We start from the raw sequence: 23230 nt of genomic DNA on the forward strand, positions 1-23230 counted from the left end.
TTCATCCTGCCGCATAAGGTCAATCACCATAGGAAGTGAAGACAGGCCGCAATTGCAATACGACCTGTTCACGATCAAGCGCGCAACGTTTCGGTTCATGGAGGTCGCCCAGCACGGCCACCACCTGACCTGGCTCAAACCGGCTGTGCAATTCGGGTTGAATCAACACCTCTATAAACGTCCTGCGCCCCTCGACGTCCAGACTAAGACGCAACAAGGGATAAACCAGCTTGAATACACCCGGCAGCAACTCCTCTTGAGCCACGATGCGCGCCTGGCATCGCAGCGCCTTCCTGGAGCGCAGCCGCTGATACACGCGTTGCTCGGGCCAGGCACGCCAATAACGCACAAGCGCTCGAGCACCAGCCACCAAGAAGCCCACCGGCACCACCAGCACGATGGCGACCAGATATGGTAAAAAACCACTCCATTCCAAAGCCATGCCGATACGTACCATCATCGCCGCCAGACTCAGCGCCAGAAACATCCAAAGAAGCAGCCCTAGCATCTCAGCCCTTTTTCCCAAAGCCGGAACCTGACACTAATCCACATACGGGCTGTGCACAGGTTTGAGCTGCAAAGCCACCTGCTCACGATCAATGGCGCATTGGCGTGGATCAGTCGCGTCACAGAGCACCGCCACCGTATTACCCGGCCTGAATCTGTACCCCAGTTCAGGCTGCATCAGCACATCCAGATCAACGCGTGTTCCCTGCACATCCAAAACCAGGCGTACCAAGGGATAAGCATGTGTGCGCCCTTCCCGCAATGGGGTGCACTCCACAATCTCCGCCTGTACCCGCACTGCATTTCCCCGGACCAGCTTTCTGTATCTGGCCTGCTCCGGCCAGGCGCGGTAATGCTGCATGAAATCGCGGCGCGTCGTCTCCAGCGCTATCAGGAAAAACAGGTACAAGAAAATAGAGATATAAAAGCCCGGCCCTTCCCACTGGGTCATCACGCCCACGTAGGTAATCATCGCCGTCAGGAACAAGAGCATTAAGCCTGTGCGTACCGCCGTTGCCATCGTGAATCTGCCCCTCCTTGATTACATGAACAAATGCAGGATGGCCTTACGCAAACTCATCATCGATTTGTGCGTTTCCATGCCTATCTTCTTCAAGGCCAAGCCTTTCTTCTTGATATCGAGCATGACCTCATCGTTTTTGAAGGTCGCCTTATCGATCTTGTAATAGGCCCACTGATAGTTCAGCCCATACGCCTGTGCCCGCATGCCCCAGGCATCCAGGGAAGCGCCTGTCCCGTTCAGGCGAAACCCCGTCACCCTTTCGGTGTGAGGCACCCAGAAGCGCTCCAGACTCGTGACATTGACCTTCCAGCTGGGCGTGGTGATGTTCACCCCTGTTGAGGCGGTAATGTCCACGGGCCCGGAAATGCTTTTGGTCAGATTGCCGGTCAGGGTGTCAGTGACATTGCCAGTGGTAGTCAGGTCCACATTACCCGTAACGGTTTCTTTAACATCGCCGGTCACGGTGTAGTCCACCGCGCCAGTAATCGTGCGGGTGTAGTCGCCGGTTTGAGTGGAGTTGCGGGTGCCGGTGATGGCGTCCGTGACCTCGCCCGTGACGGTATGGGTGACATCGCCGGTAATCGTTCTGCTCAGATCCCCGGTCAGCGTATCGGTCACATTGCCTGTCACCGTGCGCGTCACATCACCGGTGTGAGTGCGCGTCTGCTCGCCCTCTATGGTTTCGACCAGATCTCCGATGACTGTGCGTACAACCCCGCTATTGAAGGTCTCGGTTTCCAGATCCTGCACCGTGGTGGTGCGGGTCGCCATAACGCTCAAGGTATCGTGGCCGGTAATCACGGTAGTCCGGTTGCCATCGACGGTATGGGTTTCGTCCCCTTCAACTTCCGTGTCCAGATTGCGCTCGGCATGTAGCCAGATACGCTCCTGACCGGCCCTGTCCTCGAACATGAAGGCGTTGGCGTTGCTGGGGTCACCGTCTTTGGAGCGGCTCAAAAAGCCGCTTTGCGTCGCATTGTCCGGCAGGTTCCAGGGTGGCATATTGCTGGCGTTATACACGCGTCCGACCGCAATGGGCCGATCCGGGTCGCCCCCCAGAAAGTCCACAATCACTTCGTCGCCCACGCGGGGCAATTGAATGCCCCCAAAGCCGCCGCCTGCCCACGGGCTGGAGACGCGCAGCCAGCAGGAGCTGTTTTCATTGGCCTGCCCATAGCGGTCCCACAAAAACTGAACCTTGATGCGACCATACTGATCGGTCCACAGTTGCTCGCCGCTCTTGCCCACCACCTTGGCGGTTTGAGGGCCGTAGGTGCGTGGAACCGGCGTAAGCCGCAAAGGACGGTAAGGCTGGCTGGATGGCATCACCCGAAAATCAATAAAGTAGTGGCTGGCCATGCCACTCTCACCGGTATGGCTGACATCGAGAAAATCGTAATCAACCTGGGTCACCAGGTAATCGCGATTGTCCTCCAGACGCGGATGATTGCGCACGGACAACACATACCCTGGCGCGACCCCGCGCGCATTGGTCTGGGCTTGCGCCTGACTGCGTACCGCCTGCAAGGCTTCGAGCCGCAAGCGAGAGTAATGCTCACCGTGGTGAGGCTCGGTGTAGCCACCCGCCCATTCGTACACTTCCAGATCACCCAAGGCGTGTTCAGCGGGGTTGCTGCGCGTGGCGTCCAGGCTGGCCCCCGGCTTGCAATAGTCGTAATCGGCCGTCGCGTAACGGCCCGGAGTGACTTGCTCATACGGGTGCCAGGCATGGATATGCTCGACATCGGGATGCGCTACCCGGTCGGGGGACACAAAGGGTAGTTCAGTCAACCAGGGCGCAGCCGCATGCTGGCCGGCATCATCCGCCATCACCAGCGTATGAGCCCCGTTACGATGTTCGAACCAGTAGTAAATCCCTTCGCGCTCCATCAAGCGGCTGACAAACTGAAAATCGCTCTCCTGATACTGAACGCAATAAGTCTGACGTGGATAATCCTCCGTCAGCCGAGATTCCCAGGCAAAGGGGTAACGGCCCAGTACGTCCTGCAAGACCTCAGGCACTGTTTTTTCCTGAAAAATCCGGCTGTCCATGTTCTGGCTCAAGAACCAGAGCCAGGGACGCAAGGTAGCCCTGTAGGTGTAGAAACGGTCGCTACGGCCTGTTTTGCCCAGCAGGCGAAACGCGCTGATGCGCCCGTCCAGGAAACGCGGAACAGCAAGCGGCGTCCTGATCTCCAGACTCAGGGACTCACCCAGCAAGCTGCGCAAATCCAGCAAGGGTGTGTTGCACACCACATCCACCTGCAACTCAAAGGGCTGAGACAACCCTTCTCGGCCTTGCAAGGCCTGAAACAGCAAGACCTCCGGGCCCAAGGGGCTATGCACTTGCACAAGACGTTCTGTCAGCATGCCTACCCCATGTGTATTTGGTCAGCGTCAACTTTGACCAGCTCACGTGCGCTCATCAAGGTATGGCGGGCATGCAAACGCATTTGATGCTGGGCTTGTACGTCCAGTCGGCCACCACGCCAACGCTCTTCTTTTTCAGTCAGACGAAATACGTGATTACAGACTTGAGACAAGCGATCGGACACCGTTTCCTGGACCCGCGACAAGATCCGCAGCGTGCCTGCCGTCAGGCTCACTTCTCGGCCCGACTGGCGCAAATGCGCACCGGCCTGCAACGTCAAATCGGCCTCGGACTGAATATGTACCCCTCCCTGCGCAGCCTGCACATGCAACCCTTGCTCAGCCACCAGATGCAAGGCCCCGCCCTGAGGGCGCTCCAGCACGGCAAACACATAGGCCTGCTCGCCATCGGCCCCGCCTACCCATACCTTGTCACCCACTTGCGGCTGCACCAGGCAACTGACGGCCTGCGGCACAATCCAGCAGCGCTCGCCGCAGTCGACCTCAAACTGCCCCGACTCCAGACGGGCCTTGACCCACCCCTGCCAGAACAGGGGGGGCACATGCAGGCTGGACACCATGCGCGAGGGCAATCCCATACATCCTCCGTGTGAGCTGTTCAACACAATAAAAAGGACTATGGCGCGGGCCTATGTCTACTCTATGACAACAACAAACCTTTACTTTTTTGACATTTAGCGGGTTTTAAGCAAATTTGCTTACACGTATCGCGCTCTTGCCCCTCCCTGCCGGGGACAGACCAATAAAAAGCCGCCCGAAGGCGGCTTTGTCCAGCAACGATAAAAGCAGCAGATCGGAAATTATGTCCGCTCGAAAATCCCGGCTGCACCCATGCCGGTACCAATACACATGGTGAGCATGCCGTATTTCAACTGACGACGCTGCAAGGCATGAACCACCGTAGCAGCACGCATGGCACCGGTCGCACCCAGCGGGTGGCCCATGGCAATGGCGCCACCCAGCGGATTGACCCGCTCAGGGTCCAGACCCAGATCCCGAATCACTGCCAGCGACTGAGCCGCAAAGGCTTCGTTCAGCTCGATCCAGTCCATCTGGTCTTGCTTCAAGCCTGCCAGAGCCAGCGCATGCGGGACGGCTTCTTTAGGCCCAATCCCCATAATGGCAGGCGGTACGCCACGCACCGAGAAGGTCACAAAGCGTGCCAGGGGCGTCAGATTGTGCTCCCGCAAGGCTCGCTCGGAGACAAGCAGCAAGGCACCGGCCCCGTCCGAGGTCTGCGAGCTGTTGCCGGCCGTGACCGAACCACGCGCCGCAAACACGGGGCGCAATTTACCCAAGGCTTCCAGACTGGTATCCGGGCGTGGGCCTTCGTCCCGTTCGACCACTTGGGTTTTAACGGAGATTTCCTGAGTGTTCAGGTCAGGCTGGCGACGGGTCACCGTAACCGGCAAGACTTCACCCGTAAATTCGCCCGACTCCCAGGCCTTGACGGCTTTCTGGTGCGAGGCCAGAGCAAACGCGTCCTGGTCTTCGCGAGACACCTTCCACTGACGAGCGACCTCTTCAGCCGTCAGGCCCATACCGTAGGCAATCCCGTAGTTTTCGTCCGAGGTAAAGATCTCGGGACTGAAACTGGTGTTCACGCCCATCACCGGCACCTGACTCATGGATTCCACGCCGGAGGCCACGATAATGTCTGCCTGACCAGTACGGATACGATCGGCCGCAATGGCGATGGCACTCAGACCCGAGGCGCAGAAACGGTTGACGGTCATGCCGGCCACGGTGTGCGGCAACCCTGCCAGCAAGGCGGAGATGCGCGCGACGTTAAAACCCTGTGGGCCTTCAGGCAGGGCGCAGCCGGCCACCACTTCTTCAATGGCGGCCGGGTCCAGCTTGGGTACATCAGCCAGCATGCCGCGAATGGCATGCGCCAGCAGCTCGTCAGGGCGATAGGACGAAAACACGCCACGAGGCGCTTTTCCGATGGGTGTACGCTTGGCAGCGACGATATAAGCTTGTTGTACAGTCATGTCCACTCCTTGATCCGCTCTAGTTACGCACGGGCTTGCCAGTGCTCAACATCCCAGCAATACGCTCCTGGGTCTTGGGGGAATTGAGCAGCGCCATGAAAGCCTGCCGCTCTTGCGTCATCATCCATGCCTCATCCACCAGCGAGCCTGGATCTACATCGCCCCCGCAGATCACGGTTACGACCTTCTCGGCGATATGGAAGTCATACTCCGAGATAAAACCACCTTCTTTCATATTCACCAGTTGAGCTTTCAGTGTGGCAATGCCATCGCGACCGGCCACCGGGAAGCGACGTGGCAGCGGCGCACGCCAGCCGGCGCTGGCCAAAGCCTGAGCCTGACGAACGGCCACATACACCAGTTCCTGACGGTTCATCACGATGGTGTCGGACTCCTTCAGAAAACCAAGCTGGCGGGCATCCAGCGCAGAACGCGACACCTGGGCGCTGGCAATTGCCAGCGCAAAGCGCTTCAGATACGCCAGCAGTGGGGCGTCGGGCGCCCCCATGGCCTGCAGTTCGGCCGCGCGGCGTGCCGAGTACGCCAGACCACCGGCACCCGGCACCAGTCCCACACCGACCTCCACTAAACCGATATAAGACTCGAAATGGGCAACCCGGTGCGCACAATGGACAGCCAGTTCGCAACCGCCACCCAGAGCCAGACCGGCCACCGCAGCCACCACTGGCACTTGGGCGTAACGGATACGCAGCACCATGTCCTGCATGGCGCGTTCCACCGGCTCGACCGCCGCCACCCCCTCTTTCTCGAACAGCGGCAAAATGGCCTTCAGGTCGGCACCCGCGGAGAACGGGTCGCCATCCTGCGCAATGACCAACGCCTGATACGACGCTTCGGCCAGCTCAACCGCCTTGAACACGCCATTGACTACGCCGGGGCTGAGCGTGTGCATCTTGGTCTTGAAGGACACAATCAGCACATCCTGGGGATGCGGCGCGGGTAACGTCCAGCAGCGTACCGACTCATCCTCAAACACCGTCGTGGTTTCCAGGGACTCGACTTCGCCGACCAGCAAAGGGGTGCCGATGTGACGCTGATAAACCGGCAGTTCGCTGCGACCTTCAAAGCGACTTTGCGATGGATTCCAGGAGCCGGCGGCAGTGTGGACACCCTGGGCTTCCCATACCGGGCCGCGTGTCGCCCAATCGGGCAGCGGCTGATTACTCAGTGTCTTGCCGTCCTGAATATCCTGAGTGATCCACTCAGCAACCTGACGCCATCCCGCCGATTGCCAGATCTCGAACGGCCCCTGCTTATGACCAAACCCCCACTTCAGGGCCAGATCCAGCTGACGGGCGTTGTCTGCAATGTCTTGCAGGTGAATGGCGCTGTAATGGAAGGTGTCGCGCAACACCGCCCACACGAATTGAGCCTGAGGCTTGTCGGACTCGCGCAGTTGACGCAGCCGTTCGGCCGGGTCACGTACGGCCAAAATGGCGGCGACATCGGGATCGATTTTCTGGTCAGCCGTCACGTAATCGCGCTGCTGTGCATCGAACCGCTGGATTTCACGCCCCTTCTTGCGGAAGAAACCGGCGCCGGTCTTTTGACCCAAAGCGCCTGCGTCAATCAGACCCTGCACTTCGGGCGGCAGGCCAAAGTGTGCTTTGAAGCTGTCATCAGGCAGTTGATCCTGCATGGTACGAATCACGTGTGCCAGGGTGTCCAGACCCACCACGTCAGCCGTCCGGTAGGTACCCGATTTGGCGCGTCCCAGGCGAGTGCCCGTCAATTCATCAACCTGCTCATACGTCAGGGAGAAACGGCGTGCCTGCTCGAACACGGACAGAATGCCGAAAACACCGATGCGATTGCCAATGAAGTTGGGAGTATCTTTGGCGCGAACCACGCCCTTGCCTAGTTGCGAGACCAGGAAGGTTTCCAGAATATCCAGCAGGGCTGGCTGGGTGTATTTCGTGGGGATCAGCTCCACCAGGCTCATGTAGCGTGGGGGATTGAAAAAGTGCACGCCGCAAAAACGTGGGCGCAGCGCTTCCGGCAACACCTCTGCCAACGAGGTGATGGACAGGCCCGAAGTATTGCTGGCGATGATGGCGTTAGGGTTCAGTGCTGGCCCGATCTTGCGGTACAGATCCTGTTTCCAGTCCAGGCGCTCGGCAATCGCCTCAATCACCAAGTCGCAATCGGCCAGACGATCCAGATTGTCTTCATAGTTGGCCGGCTCAATCAGGTCAGCCAGATCGGGCGTACCTAGGGGAGCGGGATTCATTTTTCGAAGATGGGCGATGGCACGAGTGACAATGCCATTTTTTGGCCCTTCACGCGCGGGCAGATCAAACAAAACGACGGGTATGCCTGCATTCACGCAATGGGCGGCAATTTGCGCGCCCATAACGCCGGCACCGCACACGGCGACCCGACGTAAGGTTCGGGCACTGCCCGTCACTGCACTGGCTGAACTAGATGTCATAGGTTTGTCTCCAAGAAACTGAACCCCCACGCCGCGCAAGATCCCAAACGGGGCTCTACGATGTGAGGCGATCGGATAATCGTACACGTACCAGCGGCTTTAAGACCATAAAGTCTTTTTTATTTTCATTCAAAGCGGGGCGTAGATCAAATCCATCTTCATCAACCGGTCTACCGTGGCGTGTCAGCGTATGTTTCCGTGGCCTTACCTGCATCCGGAAAAATTCAAACGATCGTTTCAATCTCTTTTATTTCAATAGATTGAACCAGCATCATGCTCTTTTCTTGCGCCATTCATTCCGAATAGGATTACTCGCCCCAGGTGCGCAGCAGGCCTGTCCCGGCCTGGTTTTTATTATTTCTTTTTTATTTTTTTCAATCCGGTTTCTATTTAAATTTTCATTTAATTTAATTAATTATTCATTTTAAATATTTCAAACGAATAATGACCCGGGGACTAAAAAATGGCGCATCCTTCTCCCGCCTGAACGGATACTTTGCGCAGCATCCGGGCTTGAGAAGCAGCAACGCCGACGAAGGACTGGCAGCGTAGCGCCCACAAGAAGACAAAAACGGCGTACTTTGTAGGCCAGAAACGACCACACTTTCATCTTGGCGAACCCTATCGCGCTTTATGACCCTATGATCCGGCCTCAAGACGCGCCCCCCTTATCCTTGGGCACCCTCTTTCTGATCTTTGCTCGCATTGGCCTGACCAGCTTCGGCGGGGGCTTAAGTGCTTGGCTCATGCGTGAATTTGTCGTGCAGCGACGATTAATGAGTCAGGCGGATTTTTTGAGCGGTCTGGCTCTGTCCCAAGCGCTGCCCGGCATAAACGTCGTCAATTTATCTATCTGGATTGGCTACCGCCTTCAGGCCGGCCCAGGCGCTTTGGTCGCCTCGCTGGGCATGGTTCTCCCCCCACTGCTTGTGGCCATTCTGATGCTGATCGGGCTGGAGCAGTTGACGGACTCTGTGCTGGTTCCCCAGATCATGGCGGGCATTGCGGCTGCCGCCCTGGGCCTGTCCCTTGAAATGGGGGTGCGCTCGGCACGCAGCGCGGCCACCGGCGCCATACCCATTGCCCTGATGATGGCGGTCTTTATCGGCATATTTGTCATGGAATGGAACCTGATCGCCGTCATTGTGATCTGTGCTCCCCTGTCGGTCGGGTACGCCTGGCTGCAATTGGAAGACGCTGCGACGAAGCAACCATGATCCCCATCCTCTTGCAACTTATCCGTGTCTTTGCCCCCCTGTCCTTCCTGACCATTGGCGGTGGGCAAAGCATCATTCCCGAAATACATCGGCAATCGGTCGATATTCATGGCTGGCTCAGCGATCAGGAATTTCTGGATTTGTTTGCCCTGTCACGCCTGACACCCGGCCCAAAATCCCTGCTGGTCACGCTGGTGGGCTGGAAAGCAGCGGGCTGGGCCGGCGCCCTGGTGGCATCGATCGCCATTTTTCTGCCTTCAGCGGTGCTGATTTATTATCTGGCCACCATCTGGAAGCGCTATGAAGGCAGCCGCCTGATCCGCGCCATCGAAATCGGCCTGCTGCCTATTGCCGCCGGCATGATCCTGGCGGCCAGCGGCACGATTCTGAAAGCAGCCCAAGGCGGAGTGTGGGCTTGGGGGACGGCGTTGGCCTGCGCCGCCGTCCTGCTGCTCACCCGCATCAATCCCTTATGGCTATTGGCGGCTGGTGGTCTGCTTTTTGCGTTGACACACGCTGTGACCTGAACCTACCTGGCCCCGTCAATACGTCTTTTTCTGGTCCCCGCTTCGTTCTAAAGTCGATAACGGTATCCCAGAGCGCCTGTCTCTTTCAATAAACGCCGTATTTCCACCTTGATTAAGCGCAATACATTGAGCCGCCAGACCGGCAAGCGGTACAATAGCAGGTCTTTTTACCCCCTTTTACCCACGACATGGCTGTAAATACTGACCAAGCCGTACTAAATCTGGATTCCGCTTCGCTGGGCTATGGCGCTTTCACCGTCCTGGCGGATGTGTCCATGACCGTCCAGAAAGGCCAGGTCGTCGCCATGATGGGGGGGTCAGGTTCCGGAAAAACAACACTTCTACGGGCTGCCACCGGGCAAATCCGTGCCCAGAAGGGGACTGTTACGGTGTTTGGTCAGGATCTGGCCAAGCTGGACGGCGAGGCCCTGCGCCAGACGCGCCAGCGCATGGGTGTCCTGTTTCAGCAAGGCGCCCTGTTCACCGACCTGAACGTGTTTGAAAACGTCGCGTTCCCCCTTCGCGAACTGAGCAACGACTCCGAAGCTGCCATACAGGAACGGGTGCTGGCCAAGCTGGACGCCGTGGGTCTGCGCGCCGCCGCTCATTTAGGTGTGAATGAAATCTCCGGAGGCATGGCTCGCCGGGTTGCTCTGGCTCGCGCCATTGTGCTGGAACCCGAGCTGATTCTGTACGACGAACCTTTCGCCGGGCTGGACCCCATTTCCATGGGCATTACCGCACAACTGATTCGCAACCTGACCGACCGCCTGAACTGTGCCTCGGTACTGATCACGCACGATGTGGCCGAATCCTTTGCGATTGCCGACCAGGTCTACATGGTTGGCCAGGGGCGTTTGCTGACACAGGGCACGCCCGCTGAACTGCGCGCTTCCCAAGACCCCTACGTACAACAGTTTTTGCGTGGTCAGCCCGATGGCCCCATCGCCTTCAATTACCCTGTCACCCCGGCTTTTGAGGCCTGGTTGCAGAATCGGACGACGCGCTCATGAACTTCATTACCGCCCCGATTAGCGCGCTTGGCGCTGCCATACGCAACAGCATTTACGGCTTGGGCGCATTCAGTCGCCTGTTTGCTGCTTTGCTGCTGCGTTCATCGCTGCTGTGGCGTCGCCCACGCCTGGTGTCCCAGCAAATCCACTTCATTGGCAACTATTCGCTGCTGATCATTGCCGTTTCCGGGCTGTTTGTGGGTTTTGTACTGGGTTTACAAGGCTATTACACGCTGAACCGTTATGGCTCCGAAGAGGCCTTGGGCCTGCTGGTGGCCTTGTCCCTGGTGCGTGAGCTGGGACCGGTCGTTACCGCCCTGCTATTTGCTGGCCGGGCGGGCACCTCCCTGACCGCCGAAATTGGCCTGATGAAGGCCGGCGAACAGATTGCCGCCATGGAAGTGATGGCCGTGGACCCCTTGCGCCGCTTGCTGGTACCGCGCTTTTGGGGCGGCATCATTGCCATGCCCATCTTGGCGGCCGTCTTTTCCATGGTGGGTGTGCTGGGCGGCTATATTGTCGGCGTGCAAATGATCGGCATCGATGCGGGCGCTTTCTGGTCACAAATGCAAAACGGCGTCGATGTAATTGACGACGTTCTTAATGGGGTGATCAAAAGCCTGGTCTTTGGCCTGATCGTCACCTTGATTGCGCTCTATATGGGCTGGCATGCCAAGGCCACACCTGAAGGCGTATCTCGCGCGACCACACGCACAGTCGTCAGTGGTGCGTTGGCGGTATTGGGCACGGACTTCCTGCTCACCGCCCTTATGTTCAGTTAACTATTTAGGAATTACTCAGTTATGAATCGCGACAAAACCGATTTCTGGGTTGGCCTGTTTGTCTTGCTGGGGCTGGTCGCACTGGCATTCCTGGCCCTGCGTGCGGGTAACCTCAATTCTTTTTCCTTTGCCAAGACCTACCAGGTCTCGGCCAAGTTCGATAATCTTGGGGGCTTGAAACCCCGCGCGCCTATCAAGGCCAGCGGCGTGGTTGTTGGCCGGGTGAGTTCGATCGGTTTTGACAATCAGGACTTCAAGGCGGTCGTCACCCTGGATATGGATGAACATTACAAGTTCCCTGTCGATACCTCGGCCTCGATTCTGACATCGGGCCTGCTGGGCGAGCAGTACATTGGCCTGACCGCAGGCGGTGACGACAAGGATCTGCAAAGCGGCAGCACCATTACCTATACCCAAAGCGCGGTTGTGCTTGAAGAACTGATCAGCAAGTTCCTCTACAACACAGCCTCCAAGGACGGCGGCTCCAAATCGGAGTGATACAACGCTGCCTCATGCTCATTACAGACGACACAACCATGAATACAACCACCCACCGCTCCTACTCCCTGCCCCGTGCAGTCCGTTTGAGCCTGATCGGTGCCAGCGCAGCACTTGTGGCCGGTTGCGCCAGTGTGCCCAACCCCAATCCCCAGGACCCCTGGGAGAGCATGAACCGCGGCATCTACGCCTTTAACGAAAACGTGGACGGCGCGCTGATCAAACCAATTGCGGAAGGCTATACGGCACTGACGCCCCAACCTGTACGCACATGTATCAGTAACATTTTCAACAACATGGGTGATGCCTGGTCAGCAGTCAACAGCTTCCTGCAAGGCGAGCACGTCGACTTCTTCAATACCCTGGGTCGGGTACTGTTTAACTCCACCATGGGTCTGGGCGGCTGTATCGACGTTGCCACCATGAACGGCTCCAAGCGCATCCCTAACGACTTTGGCGTAACGCTGGGTGTATGGGGTGTCAAATCCGGCCCCTACGTCATGCTGCCCTTCTTCGGGCCCAGCACCGTCCGTGACGGTGTGGCACGCGGCACCAGCTTCCTGGAAGGTTTCTCGTCCACTGGCCCGATCATGGCCATCAAGGATGTCCCCGTACGCAACAGCATCATGGGCCTGTGGGCTGTGGATGCTCGCGCCGGGCTCCTGGACACAGAAAAACTTGTTAACGACATCGCCCTTGACCGCTACAGCTTCATACGCGACGCTTACCTGCAGCGACGTCATGCGATGGTGCAAGCCCGCCGCACCGGCGGTGACACCAGCCAGGATTTGCCTGACTACTCGGACGCAGACGAATAAAAACGCCCTGCCCGCCGACCATTCATCTGGAGTTTTTTATGATTTCCCGTCCCGCCCCGGGCGGGACTGCTTTGCAGTCCTCTCCCTCCCGCCTGTTTTCCTGGATTCTGACCGTCTGTGCGGCCCTGGCCCTGTGTTTGTCCTCGCTAGGCGCACAAGCACAAGCAGCTGATCCCAAAGGCGAGCCCAACAAATTTGTTGAAACGGTCGGCAATCAAGCATTGAAGGTCGTCAAACAAAGCGAGTCCATCCGCAAAGGGGACCGGACTGCCATTCTGGCGGCTGTGAATGAAAACATCATGCCTTACGTGAACCTGGAAAAAACGACCCGTCTTTCCGCCGGTCGCTACTGGCGTCAAGCCAGCCCCGAACAGCGTCAGAAACTGGTCGACGCGTTCAAGGGCACCCTGGTTCGCACGTACAGCGGCGCCTTGTCCCGCGTGGATGACAACACCCAGCTGACTATTTTGCCCTTCCGCGGGGATGCCAGTGCCGACGACGTCGTCGTGCGCTCGTCACTGACCCAGCCCAATGGCGGCCCTGTGGGTGTGGACTACCGCCTGGAAAAAACGGCCGACGGCTGGAAGATTTACGACCTGAACGTGGAAGGCATCTGGCTGATCCAGAACTACCGCAACCAGTTCGCCCAGCAAATTGAGCAAGGTGGTATTGACGGTCTGATTGATGCGCTGAACAAGCAGAACAGTTAAGCCCAGCCGTGGCAAACACGGCGCCTGGGCTGGGGCATTGTTAAGCAGACCAGCGTCGTACTCTATAATAAAGAGCCTGACCACCCCCCAACAGGTCTACGCCAGCGCGTAGGCCTGTTTAGTTAACAAAGACGCCACGGCGACGTCCCGCTTCGCACCACCCGCGTCAGGCCAACTCAATTTGCCATGTCCGCCTTCAAACTTGATAACGTCAGCAAACGCTTTGCCCCCCAACGACGGGGGCTCAAAAGCCTGTTTTCACAACCCCGTGCCGATGCCGGTTTTCTGGCCGTCGATCAGGTCAGCCTGACTATCGAACATGGCGAATTTTTCGGTTTGCTCGGACCCAATGGGGCCGGCAAGACAACCTTGATTTCCATGCTGGCCGGTCTGACCCGTCCCACCAGCGGTCAGGTCAGCGTCTGTGGTTACGATGTGCGTACCCAATACCAGAAGGCACGCCAGTCACTGGGCGTGGTGCCGCAGGAAATTGTGTACGATCCTTTCTTCACAGTCCGGGAAACCCTGCGGCTGCAATCAGGCTACTTCGGCCTGAAAAACAATGACGACTGGATTGACGAGATTCTGGCCAATCTGGCCCTGAGTGACAAAGCCGACACCAATATGCGCGCCTTGTCCGGTGGCATGAAGCGTCGCGTGCTGGTAGCCCAGGCGCTGGTGCATCGCCCTCCGGTCATCATTCTGGACGAGCCCACTGCCGGCGTGGACGTGGACCTGCGCCGCACCTTGTGGGAGTTCATCATCCGTCTGAACCAGCAAGGTCACACCATCTTGCTGACCACCCACTACCTGGAAGAAGCCCAGGCGCTCTGTGGCCGGCTGGCCATGCTCAAAAGTGGCAAAATCGTGGCACTGGACACCACGCAAGCCATCATGGAGCGCGCAGGCGGCCATGATCTGGAGGATGCATTTGTGCGCATCATGCACAACGAAGGAAAAATGGGAGTCGCCCTGTGAACCCAAACCACTCTCCCAAACACTGGGGCGTTCCCCAACACAGTGATACGCCCAGACCCAAAACCGGTACCCTGAGTCTGCCTCCACAACCCAAGATGGGCTCGGGCTTTCCCACCCTGCTGCGCAAGGAGCTGATGCGCTTTTGGAAAGTGGGCTTTCAGACGATTGCCGCCCCGGTACTGACGGCGCTGATGTATCTGCTGATTTTCGCCCATGTGCTGGAAGGCCGCGTCACCGTCTATGACTCCGTGCCCTACACTGCTTTCCTGATCCCGGGCCTGATGATGATGAGCATGCTGCAAAACGCCTTTGCCAACCCCTCATCGTCCTTGATTCAAAGTCGCATCACCGGCAATCTGGTCTTTATTCTGCTGCCGCCGCTCTCGCACCGCGAAATTTTTGCCGCCTACCTGCTTGCCTCCATCGCACGTGGCATCTGTGTGGGGCTATGTGTCTGGCTGGTTTCCCTGTTCTTTGTCTCCTTGCCCATTGCCAAGCCGATGTGGGTATTGGTCTTTGCCATCATGTCTTGCGGCATCATGGGCGCCTTGGGTCTGATCGCTGGTTTGTGGTCCGAAAAATTCGACCAGCTGGCCGCGTTTCAGAACTTTCTGATCATGCCGGCCACCTTTCTGTCGGGCGTGTTCTATTCGATCCATAGCCTGCCGCCCTTCTGGCAAACTGTTTCACACTGGAATCCGTTGCTCTATACCATTGACGGGTTCCGCTACGGTTTTTTCGCCGCCTCGGATATTTCTCCCTGGTTCAGCCTGACCGTTGTCGCCAGCGTCTTTGTTGCGCTGTGTCTGATTTCGCTACGCCTGCTTGCCTCAGGCTATAAATTACGGAATTGATTTCATGTTGCCGACTCCCGAACAAGTTCACCAATACATTGCCGACAACCTGCCCTGTGAACACCTGCAAGTACAAGGCGATGGTTCGCACTTTGAAGCCCTGATCGTCAGCCCCGCCTTTGAAGGTAAACGCCTGATTGCCCGTCACCAACTGGTCTACAAGGCGCTGGGCGACCGGATGAAGGCCGAGATCCACGCCTTGTCCATGCGCACGCTTACCCCCGACGAATACAAGGCCAATCCGAATGGATAAATTACGCATCACAGGTGGCCAGCGCCTGCATGGCGAGATCACCGTCTCTGGCGCCAAAAACGCCGCCCTGCCTATTCTGTGCGCCAGTTTACTGACTGCCGACACGGTCTATCTGGACAATGTCCCGCGTCTGCGCGACATTGACACTACCCTGAAGCTTTTGGGTCAGTTAGGGGTCAGGCAGGAACGCAATGGCACCTTGGAGCTGAACGCAGCCAACATCACCAAACTGGAAGCACCCTACGAACTGGTGAAAACCATGCGCGCCTCCATTCTGGTGCTGGGTCCCCTGCTGGCCCGCTTTGGCGAGGCCCGCGTCAGCCTGCCCGGTGGTTGCGCCATTGGCCAGCGCCCGGTGGATCAGCACATCAAAGGCCTGGCTGCCATGGGTGCGGAAATCCATGTCGAACACGGCTTTGTGAATGCCCGTGCCAAACGTTTGCGCGGTGCAGTGGTGCGTACCGATATGGTGACGGTCACCGGCACAGAAAACCTGATGATGGCGGCCGTTCTGGCTGAAGGCCAAACCATTCTTGAGAACGCAGCGCGCGAGCCCGAAATTATCGATCTGGCCGAACTGCTGATCAAAATGGGCGCCAAGATTCAGGGCCACGGTACCGACCGCATCGTGATTGACGGGATCGAACGCCTGCACGGTGCCAAGCACACCATCTGCCCAGATCGTATCGAAGCAGGAACTTTCCTGTGCGCCGTGGCCGCCACCGGTGGCGAACTGACCTTGCGCAATACCGATGCCGACGCCATGGGCGCCACGCTCGATAAGTTGCGTGAAGCCGGTCTGCATATTGAAACCGGCCCGGACTGGATCAAGGCCAGCATGGAGGGTCGCCCCAAAGCCGTTAGCTTTCGCACCAGCGAATACCCCGGCTTTCCCACTGACATGCAGGCTCAACTGATGGCCTTGAATACCATTGCCGAGGGCACCGCCTCGGTCGTGGAAACCATCTTTGAAAATCGCTACATGCATGTGCAGGAGCTCAACCGCCTGGGCGCGCAGATCGATATCGAAGGTCATATGGCCGTCGTTACCGGCGCTCCCTTCCTGACCGGCGCCAACGTCATGGCAACCGATCTGCGTGCGTCAGCCAGCCTGGTCATTGCGGGCCTGGCGGCCCGGGGTGACACCACCGTCGAACGCATCTACCATCTGGACCGTGGCTACGACCGTATGGAAGCCAAGCTTCAAGCCGTCGGCGCCAATATCGAGCGAATCAGCAGCAAGGAAACCTAATGAGTCCCGCCGGTTTAAATCAACCTCTGACGCTGGCCTTGTCCAAAGGCCGGATTTTTGACGAAACCCTGCCTTTGCTGGAAGAGGCGGGCATCAAGGTACTGGAAAGCCCGGAGACGTCGCGCAAACTCATCCTGCCCACCAACAATCCGGACCTGCGTCTGATTATTGTGCGTGCTACCGACGTGCCCACCTATGTGCAATACGGCGCCGCCCATATCGGGATTGCCGGCAAGGATGTGTTGTACGAGCACATGGAACAGCACCCTGGCGGCCTGTACCAACCGGTGGATCTGAACATCGCCCGATGCCGTCTGTGTGTGGCCGTGGCCGAAGGCTTTGACTACCACTCGGCCGTCAAACAGGGCTCGCGCCTGCGCATCGCCACCAAATACACGCGTGCGGCTCGTGAACACTTCGCCAGCAAGGGCGTGTATGTGGACCTGATCAAGCTGTATGGCTCCATGGAACTGGCCCCGCTGGTCGGCCTGGCCGATGCGATTGTGGATCTGGTCTCCAGCGGCGGCACCCTGCGCGCTAACAAGCTGGTGGAAGTGGAAGACATCACCCCCATTTCCTCGCGTTTGATCGTCAATCAGGCCGCCATGAAAAACCGTGGCGCGCAATTGCAACCCCTGATCGACGCCTTCTCGCGTGCTTCCCTGGACGAGTAAACCCACCCCTTCTTCCCATAAGGGGCAAAACGTCTGTCAATCCTGCTTGTGCAAAAGGCGCAGACCGCCTTTTGCCTGGGCGAAATGTTATACACTGGCCTTTGAACCTTAGCCTTTTCCTGTTGCGACATGTCACTGATCCATCGCCTAACCTCCCAATCCGCCCAGTTCGATGCTGAGCTGCGCACCCTACTGGCTTACGAAGCGTCCGAAGACGAATCGATCGAGCACGCCTGTGCCCAGATCCTGCATCGTATCCAGCATGAGGGAGACACGGCCTTGCTGGACTACACGCAACGCTTTGACCGGCTGACTGTTGAACAGGCCAGCGCGCTGGAAATCCCCAAGGCGGAACTATTGGCCGCTTTGGAGAGTTTGCCGGCCGACCAGCGCAAGGCGCTGGAGCAGGCTGCCGAACGTGTGCGTCGCTACCACGAGCACCAACGCAGCGAAACCTGGACCTATACAGAGCCTGACGGCACGGTGCTGGGTCAGCAAGTCACCCCCCTGGATCGCGTGGGACTGTATGTTCCCGGTGGCAAGGCCGCTTACCCCTCCTCAGTCCTGATGAACGCCATTCCCGCCAAAGTGGCCGGCGTTCCAGAGTTGATCATGGTCACGCCCACACCCGATGGCGTGCGCAACCCCATCGTGCTGGCTGCGGCCGCTCTGGGTGGTGTAGACCGCGTGTTCACCATTGGTGGCGCGCAAGCCGTGGGCGCTCTGGCCTACGGCACAGACACCATCCCGGCGGTCGACAAGATTGTCGGCCCCGGCAATGCCTACGTCGCCGCTGCCAAACGCCGGGTGTTTGGGGTCGTGGGCATCGACATGATTGCCGGCCCGTCCGAGATCCTGATCATCAGCGACGGCAGCGCGCCCGCAGACTGGGTAGCCATGGACCTGTTCTCCCAGGCTGAACACGACGAGCTGGCTCAGGCCATCTTGCTGTGTCCCGATGCCGACTTCCTGGACCAGGTTGAGGCAGCTATCGAACGCCTGTTGCCCACCATGCCACGTGCGGACATCATTCGCCGCAGCCTGTCCGGTCGCGGCGCCCTGATCCATGTCCGCGATCTGGACGAGGCCTGTAAGATCAGCAACCATATCGCGCCAGAACACCTGGAAGTCTCTACCCGGAATGCCCAGGACCTGTTGAGCAAAATCCGCCATGCTGGCGCCATTTTCCTGGGCCCCTACAGTTCCGAATCGCTGGGCGATTACTGTGCCGGGCCCAATCATGTCCTGCCGACGGCACGCACTGCGCGTTTCTCGTCGCCGTTGGGCGTCTACGATTTCCAGAAACGCAGCAGCATTATTCAGGTTTCAGAATCAGGCGCCCAGACACTGGGACCCATAGCCGCTACGCTGGCACAAGGCGAGGGGCTTTACGCCCACGCTGCCAGCGCGCAATTCCGATTGAACCAATCCTGATACCGGCCTTGCCGCCGGCTCTGACATGCGTACCGCCGAGATTACCCGCAATACCAACGAAACCCGCATCCGCGTGGCTGTAAACCTGGACGGCACCGGCCGTCACTCGCTCAACAGTGGCGTGCCTTTTCTGGACCACATGCTGGACCAGATCGCCCGACACGGCCTGATCGATCTGGACGTGCATTGTGAAGGCGATACTCACATCGACGACCATCATACCGTCGAGGATATCGGCATTGCGCTGGGCCAGGCCTTTGCCAAAGCTGTGGGCAGCAAGGCCGGTCTGCGCCGCTACGGACATTCCTATGTTCCGCTGGACGAAGCGCTCTCGCGCGTGGTGGTGGACTTCTCCGGTCGTCCCGGCCTGGTTTATTTTGTGCCCTTCACCCGCGCACGAATCGGCCAGTTCGATGTAGACTTGGCACGCGAGTTTTTCCAGGGCTTTGTCAATCACGCCCTGGTATCCTTGCACATCGATAACCTGCGCGGTGAAAACGCACACCATCAGTGCGAAACCGTGTTCAAAGCCTTTGGCCGAGCATTGCGCATGGCTCTGGAGCTGGACCCACGTAGCGAAGGCGTGGTGCCTTCGACCAAAGGGGTTCTGTAAACGTCCTTCGGACACACATCGTGACCACTATCGCTATTGTCGATTACGGTTCGGGCAACATCTTCTCAGTTGCCCGGGCACTGCATGCCGCCTCACCCGAGGCGCGCGTTGTTCTTGCTCAAACCCCTCAAGCCATTCTGGATGCGGACCGGGTCGTATTACCCGGTCAGGGCGCCATGCCCGACTGCATGGCCCATCTGGACCAGTCCGGCTTGCGTGATGCCTTGCTGACCGCCGCCCGCAGCAAACCCTTGCTGGGTATCTGCGTAGGCGAACAGATGCTGTTCGATTCCAGCCAGGAAGGCAATGTTCCCTGCCTGGGCCTGATTCCCGGACAGGTACGCCGCTTTGAAGGTCCGAATTACAAAAGCAGCGAGCACACCGGCGGCTCCGCATTGAAAGTGCCTCATATTGGCTGGAACCGAGTCCACCAGACTCGGGATCATCCCTTATGGGCGGGCATTGAGGATGGTGCGTTCTTTTACTTTGTACACAGCTACTTTGTCGATCCGCTGCATATAGATCAAACTTGTGGTTCGACGCACTACGGCCAATGCTTTACCTCGGCGATCGCAAACGCTAATATTTTTGCGTTGCAATGCCATCCTGAGAAAAGCGCAGACAACGGCCTGCAACTGTTCCGGAATTTCGCCCACTGGAAGCCATGATTTTTCAAGAAAGCTTCCTGGCGTTTTTCTGACTTTTTCCGACCCAGTATTTCTTACGTTTTTTACGGCTAAAGACCATGCTTTTGATTCCCGCCATCGACCTTAAAGACGGGCGTTGTGTGCGCCTTCGCCAGGGTGACCTGGACGATGCCACTATTTTCTCGGATGATCCGGCCAAAATAGCAACACAGTGGCTAGAGCAAGGGGCCCGACGCCTGCATCTGGTGGATCTGAACGGCGCCTTTGCCGGAAAACCCAAGAACAGCGAGGCCATCAAGTCCATTATTGCAGCCGTCGACGGTGAGATTCCCGTGCAGATCGGTGGCGGCATCCGCGACCTGGACACCATCGAGCGCTACCTGGACGCCGGCATGAGCTACGTCATTATCGGCACCGCCGCGGTCAAAAGCCCCGGTTTCCTGCAGGATGCCTGCAGCGCCTTTCCCGGCAGCATCATTGTTGGTCTGGACGCCCGTGATGGCAAAATCGCCACCGACGGCTGGAGCAAGCTGACCCGCCACGACGTACTGGACCTGGCCAAGAAATTTGAAGACTACGGCTGCGAATCCATTATTTATACCGATATTGGCCGTGATGGCATGCTGAGCGGCGTGAACATCGAAGCCACTGTCAAGCTGTCCCAGCATGTCAAGATTCCCGTCATCGCTTCGGGTGGTGTCACCAATCTGAAAGACATCGAAGAGCTGTGCGCGGTCGAGCACGAAGGGATTGAAGGCGTCATTTTGGGACGCAGCATCTACGAAGGCACCCTGGATTTTGCCGAGGCACAGACATTTGCTGACGAGTACCCGGCATGAGCCAGGTTGCTGCCAACGAATTAGCCTGCCGCATTATCCCCTGTCTGGATGTCACCGCCGGTCGGGTGGTCAAGGGGATCAACTTTGTGGATCTGGTCGATGCAGGTGATCCGGTCGAGATCGCCCGCAAATACAACGATCAGGGTGCCGACGAGCTGACTTTCCTGGACATTACCGCCACCTCGGATAACCGCGATCTGATTTTGCCCATCATCGAACAGGTGGCCAGCCAGATCTTCATCCCTTTGACGGTCGGTGGCGGTGTTCGCGAAGTGGCTGATATCCAGCGCTTGCTCAATGCCGGTGCGGACAAGGTTTCCATCAACAGCGCTGCCATCAGCAACCCTGATCTGGTACGTGCGGCCAGTGACCATCATGGCAAGCAGTGCATGGTTGTCGCCATCGATGCACGTCGTGTCAGTACCGGCAATGAGGCTCCCCGCTGGGAAGTCTTTACCCACGGCGGACGTCGCGGGACCGGACTGGATGTGGTGGAATGGGCCGCGAAAATGGCCGAATACGGTGCCGGCGAACTGCTGCTGACCAGCATGGATCGCGACGGCACCAAGTCCGGATTTGACCTTGAGCTGACTCGTGCTGTGGCCGATGCCGTCTCTGTGCCCGTCATTGCCTCGGGCGGAGTCGGTGGACTGCAGGATCTGGCCGATGGGGTGATCAAGGGCGGCGCCAGCGCCGTACTGGCCGCCAGCATTTTCCACTATGGTCAACACACTATTGCCGAAGCCAAAGCGTTCATGGCTGCGCAGGGTATTCAGGTGCGACGCTAATGGCTGACTTACCGGCTTGGCTGGCTGAAATTCGCTTTGATGAACACGGCTTGATCCCCGCCATTGCGCAAGACCAGGCAACGGGCAAAATCCTGATGGTCGCCTGGATGAACCAGGAGTCCTTGCAAGAGACCGTCAGCACGGGTCGTGCCGTGTATTGGTCGCGCTCCCGCCAGCGTCTGTGGCGCAAGGGCGAGGAGTCCGGTCATGTTCAACATGTCAGCGACTTGCGCCTGGATTGCGATGGCGACGTTATTTTGCTCAGCGTGGAACAACTTGGCCAGATTGCCTGCCATACCGGGCGGGAAAGCTGCTTTTATCGTCAGCTGCAAGGCCAGAGCGATCAGGCACAATGGGTAACGGTCGATCCTGTACTGAAAGACCCGGAGCATATTTACCGATGAGCGAACAACCTACCGTCGAGACCATTCTCGACCACCTTGGCCGGACCTTGAAATCCCGTTTACCTGCTCAAGGGGGTGACCCGTCCTCATCCTACGCCGCCAAATTGCTGGCCAAAGGTCCGGATGCATTCTTGAAAAAGATTGGCGAAGAGGCAACCGAGCTGGTCATGGCCGCCAAGGATCAGGAGCGCGAGCGTATTGTCTACGAAACGGCAGATCTGTGGTTTCATAGTCTGGTGGCGCTGACCTATTATGGTCTGGAGCCTCGCGATGTACTCACAGAGCTGTTGCGCCGCGAGGGCACATCGGGCCTGGAAGAAAAAGCTTCGCGACCTAAGGATCAGGTGTAATCCTGTCATCTAGTCGCGCTACACTGTCCGAATACCTAGATTTTCAGCATTCGCCTGGCGAATGCTTCGCTACCGAGGTTGCTATGAGCGAGAACTGTCTGTTTTGTAAAATTGCTGCCGGTCAGATTCCGTCCAAAAAAGTGTACGAGGACGAAGACTTTCTGGCATTTCACGACATCAACCCCGCCGCTCCAGTTCATATTCTGGTCATTCCCAAAAAACACGTCGTCTCCATGCAGGACGTCTCGAACCAGGATAGCGAATGGTTGGGTAAAATGATGGCTTTGGCACCTTCCCTGGCCGCACAGGCTGGTTGTCGCCCCGGCCCCGAAGGCGGTTTCCGTATTGTCATCAACAACGGTTTGGATGGCGGACAGGAAATCAACCATTTACACATGCACATCTTGGGCGGTGAGCGCCCATGGCAACAACGCGCAGCCATGGCTGCTTAAGGGAGATACATTATGGGTAGCTTTAGCATTTGGCACTGGCTGATCGTTCTGGTCATCGTCGCCCTGGTTTTCGGCACCAAAAAACTGCGCAACATTGGCTCGGACCTGGGCGGCGCAGTCAAGGGTTTTAAAGAAGGCATGAAAGACGTGGGTGAAGAAGAAAAAACACCCGAAAGCGTCAGCCAGCGTGCTGCAGATTCTCAAACGATCGACGTTCAGGCCAAGGAAAAGTCCGATCGCGCCTGACCCCCTTCTTGTGT

The 23230-nt window shown here is 58.0% G+C and carries 27 protein-coding genes; 21 read left to right on the forward strand and 6 right to left on the reverse strand.

Annotated features, from left to right (window positions below; all coding sequences use genetic code 11):
* Window positions 1-19: 19 nt before the first annotated feature.
* From FE795_RS15820 to FE795_RS15845, 6 genes are all read right to left on the reverse strand, one after another.
* Window positions 20-508, reverse strand: a complete 489-nt coding sequence (locus FE795_RS15820) for a hypothetical protein (RefSeq protein WP_230406224.1) — start codon at window positions 506-508, stop codon at window positions 20-22.
* A 33-nt stretch (window positions 509-541) separates the two neighbouring features.
* Complete coding sequence (locus FE795_RS15825; protein WP_003805449.1) at window positions 542-1027, reverse strand: hypothetical protein; 486 nt, start codon at window positions 1025-1027, stop codon at window positions 542-544.
* A gap of 21 nt (window positions 1028-1048) precedes the next feature.
* Window positions 1049-3400 (reverse strand): type VI secretion system Vgr family protein, encoded by a 2352-nt coding sequence (locus FE795_RS15830; RefSeq protein WP_219235304.1) that lies wholly within the window; start codon window positions 3398-3400, stop codon window positions 1049-1051.
* A gap of 2 nt (window positions 3401-3402) precedes the next feature.
* Window positions 3403-3999, reverse strand: coding sequence for a DUF3540 domain-containing protein (locus FE795_RS15835; protein ID WP_003805446.1), 597 nt, complete (start codon window positions 3997-3999; stop codon window positions 3403-3405).
* Between the two features lie 222 nt (window positions 4000-4221).
* Window positions 4222-5421 carry an acetyl-CoA C-acyltransferase gene (locus tag FE795_RS15840; protein WP_165477532.1) on the reverse strand — a complete coding sequence of 400 codons (1200 nt, stop codon included), beginning with the start codon at window positions 5419-5421 and terminating at the stop codon, window positions 4222-4224.
* Window positions 5422-5434: 13 nt separating this feature from the next.
* Complete coding sequence (locus FE795_RS15845; protein ID WP_131071035.1) at window positions 5435-7867, reverse strand: 3-hydroxyacyl-CoA dehydrogenase/enoyl-CoA hydratase family protein; 2433 nt, start codon at window positions 7865-7867, stop codon at window positions 5435-5437.
* A 641-nt stretch (window positions 7868-8508) separates the two neighbouring features.
* Between FE795_RS15845 and FE795_RS15850 the strand changes: the two genes are divergently transcribed.
* The 21 genes from FE795_RS15850 to tatA all read left to right on the forward strand — a co-directional run bounded on the left by FE795_RS15850 (window position 8509) and on the right by tatA (window position 23216).
* The gene (locus FE795_RS15850) at window positions 8509-9084 is read left to right on the forward strand and encodes a chromate transporter (protein WP_003805440.1); all 576 of its coding nucleotides are present in this window, start codon (window positions 8509-8511) and stop codon (window positions 9082-9084) included.
* The gene (locus FE795_RS15855) at window positions 9081-9611 is read left to right on the forward strand and encodes a chromate transporter (RefSeq protein WP_003805438.1); all 531 of its coding nucleotides are present in this window, start codon (window positions 9081-9083) and stop codon (window positions 9609-9611) included. Before FE795_RS15850 ends, FE795_RS15855 begins: the two co-directional genes overlap by 4 nt.
* Window positions 9612-9799: 188 nt before the next feature.
* Window positions 9800-10624, forward strand: a complete 825-nt coding sequence (locus FE795_RS15860; protein WP_003805436.1) for an ABC transporter ATP-binding protein — start codon at window positions 9800-9802, stop codon at window positions 10622-10624.
* Window positions 10621-11406 carry a lipid asymmetry maintenance ABC transporter permease subunit MlaE gene (mlaE, locus tag FE795_RS15865; protein WP_003805434.1) on the forward strand — a complete coding sequence of 262 codons (786 nt, stop codon included), beginning with the start codon at window positions 10621-10623 and terminating at the stop codon, window positions 11404-11406. Before FE795_RS15860 ends, mlaE begins: the two co-directional genes overlap by 4 nt.
* A gap of 21 nt (window positions 11407-11427) precedes the next feature.
* Window positions 11428-11904 carry an outer membrane lipid asymmetry maintenance protein MlaD gene (mlaD, locus tag FE795_RS15870; RefSeq protein WP_003805432.1) on the forward strand — a complete coding sequence of 159 codons (477 nt, stop codon included), beginning with the start codon at window positions 11428-11430 and terminating at the stop codon, window positions 11902-11904.
* Between the two features lie 38 nt (window positions 11905-11942).
* Complete coding sequence (locus tag FE795_RS15875; protein WP_003805431.1) at window positions 11943-12722, forward strand: MlaA family lipoprotein; 780 nt, start codon at window positions 11943-11945, stop codon at window positions 12720-12722.
* 38 nt (window positions 12723-12760) lie between these two features.
* Complete coding sequence (locus FE795_RS15880) at window positions 12761-13432, forward strand: MlaC/ttg2D family ABC transporter substrate-binding protein (RefSeq protein WP_003805429.1); 672 nt, start codon at window positions 12761-12763, stop codon at window positions 13430-13432.
* A gap of 186 nt (window positions 13433-13618) precedes the next feature.
* Window positions 13619-14410 carry an ABC transporter ATP-binding protein gene (locus FE795_RS15885; protein WP_003805427.1) on the forward strand — a complete coding sequence of 264 codons (792 nt, stop codon included), beginning with the start codon at window positions 13619-13621 and terminating at the stop codon, window positions 14408-14410.
* 95 nt (window positions 14411-14505) lie between these two features.
* Entirely contained in the window at window positions 14506-15264 is a 759-nt protein-coding gene (locus FE795_RS15890) for an ABC transporter permease (protein WP_051010478.1), read from the forward strand.
* A gap of 4 nt (window positions 15265-15268) precedes the next feature.
* Window positions 15269-15517: a BolA family protein gene (locus tag FE795_RS15895; protein ID WP_003805423.1), complete on the forward strand. Its 249-nt coding sequence runs from the start codon at window positions 15269-15271 to the stop codon at window positions 15515-15517.
* Window positions 15510-16769, forward strand: coding sequence for a UDP-N-acetylglucosamine 1-carboxyvinyltransferase (gene murA / locus FE795_RS15900; RefSeq protein ID WP_059318136.1), 1260 nt, complete (start codon window positions 15510-15512; stop codon window positions 16767-16769). The genes FE795_RS15895 and murA overlap by 8 nt, the downstream gene beginning before the upstream one ends.
* Window positions 16769-17443: an ATP phosphoribosyltransferase gene (gene hisG, locus FE795_RS15905; protein WP_003805418.1), complete on the forward strand. Its 675-nt coding sequence runs from the start codon at window positions 16769-16771 to the stop codon at window positions 17441-17443. The genes murA and hisG overlap by 1 nt, the downstream gene beginning before the upstream one ends.
* A gap of 129 nt (window positions 17444-17572) precedes the next feature.
* Window positions 17573-18877 (forward strand): histidinol dehydrogenase, encoded by a 1305-nt coding sequence (hisD, locus tag FE795_RS15910; RefSeq protein WP_003805416.1) that lies wholly within the window; start codon window positions 17573-17575, stop codon window positions 18875-18877.
* Window positions 18878-18902: 25 nt separating this feature from the next.
* Window positions 18903-19490, forward strand: coding sequence for an imidazoleglycerol-phosphate dehydratase HisB (gene hisB, locus FE795_RS15915; RefSeq protein WP_219235306.1), 588 nt, complete (start codon window positions 18903-18905; stop codon window positions 19488-19490).
* A 20-nt stretch (window positions 19491-19510) separates the two neighbouring features.
* Window positions 19511-20158 (forward strand): imidazole glycerol phosphate synthase subunit HisH, encoded by a 648-nt coding sequence (gene hisH / locus FE795_RS15920; protein ID WP_219235308.1) that lies wholly within the window; start codon window positions 19511-19513, stop codon window positions 20156-20158.
* 77 nt (window positions 20159-20235) lie between these two features.
* Window positions 20236-20976 carry a 1-(5-phosphoribosyl)-5-[(5-phosphoribosylamino)methylideneamino]imidazole-4-carboxamide isomerase gene (gene hisA, locus FE795_RS15925; RefSeq protein ID WP_003805410.1) on the forward strand — a complete coding sequence of 247 codons (741 nt, stop codon included), beginning with the start codon at window positions 20236-20238 and terminating at the stop codon, window positions 20974-20976.
* Window positions 20973-21764 carry an imidazole glycerol phosphate synthase subunit HisF gene (gene hisF, locus FE795_RS15930; protein ID WP_003805408.1) on the forward strand — a complete coding sequence of 264 codons (792 nt, stop codon included), beginning with the start codon at window positions 20973-20975 and terminating at the stop codon, window positions 21762-21764. Before hisA ends, hisF begins: the two co-directional genes overlap by 4 nt.
* Window positions 21764-22168 (forward strand): phosphoribosyl-AMP cyclohydrolase, encoded by a 405-nt coding sequence (gene hisI / locus FE795_RS15935; protein WP_003805407.1) that lies wholly within the window; start codon window positions 21764-21766, stop codon window positions 22166-22168. The genes hisF and hisI overlap by 1 nt, the downstream gene beginning before the upstream one ends.
* Entirely contained in the window at window positions 22165-22518 is a 354-nt protein-coding gene (locus FE795_RS15940; protein ID WP_003805405.1) for a phosphoribosyl-ATP diphosphatase, read from the forward strand. The genes hisI and FE795_RS15940 overlap by 4 nt, the downstream gene beginning before the upstream one ends.
* Window positions 22519-22601: 83 nt before the next feature.
* The gene (locus FE795_RS15945) at window positions 22602-22970 is read left to right on the forward strand and encodes a histidine triad nucleotide-binding protein (protein ID WP_003805403.1); all 369 of its coding nucleotides are present in this window, start codon (window positions 22602-22604) and stop codon (window positions 22968-22970) included.
* Between the two features lie 12 nt (window positions 22971-22982).
* Window positions 22983-23216, forward strand: coding sequence for a Sec-independent protein translocase subunit TatA (gene tatA, locus FE795_RS15950; protein ID WP_219235310.1), 234 nt, complete (start codon window positions 22983-22985; stop codon window positions 23214-23216).
* Window positions 23217-23230: the final 14 nt, after the last annotated feature.

Origin of the sequence: Alcaligenes ammonioxydans (genome assembly GCF_019343455.1) — a bacterium.
GTDB classification, from domain to species: domain Bacteria; phylum Pseudomonadota; class Gammaproteobacteria; order Burkholderiales; family Burkholderiaceae_B; genus Alcaligenes; species Alcaligenes ammonioxydans.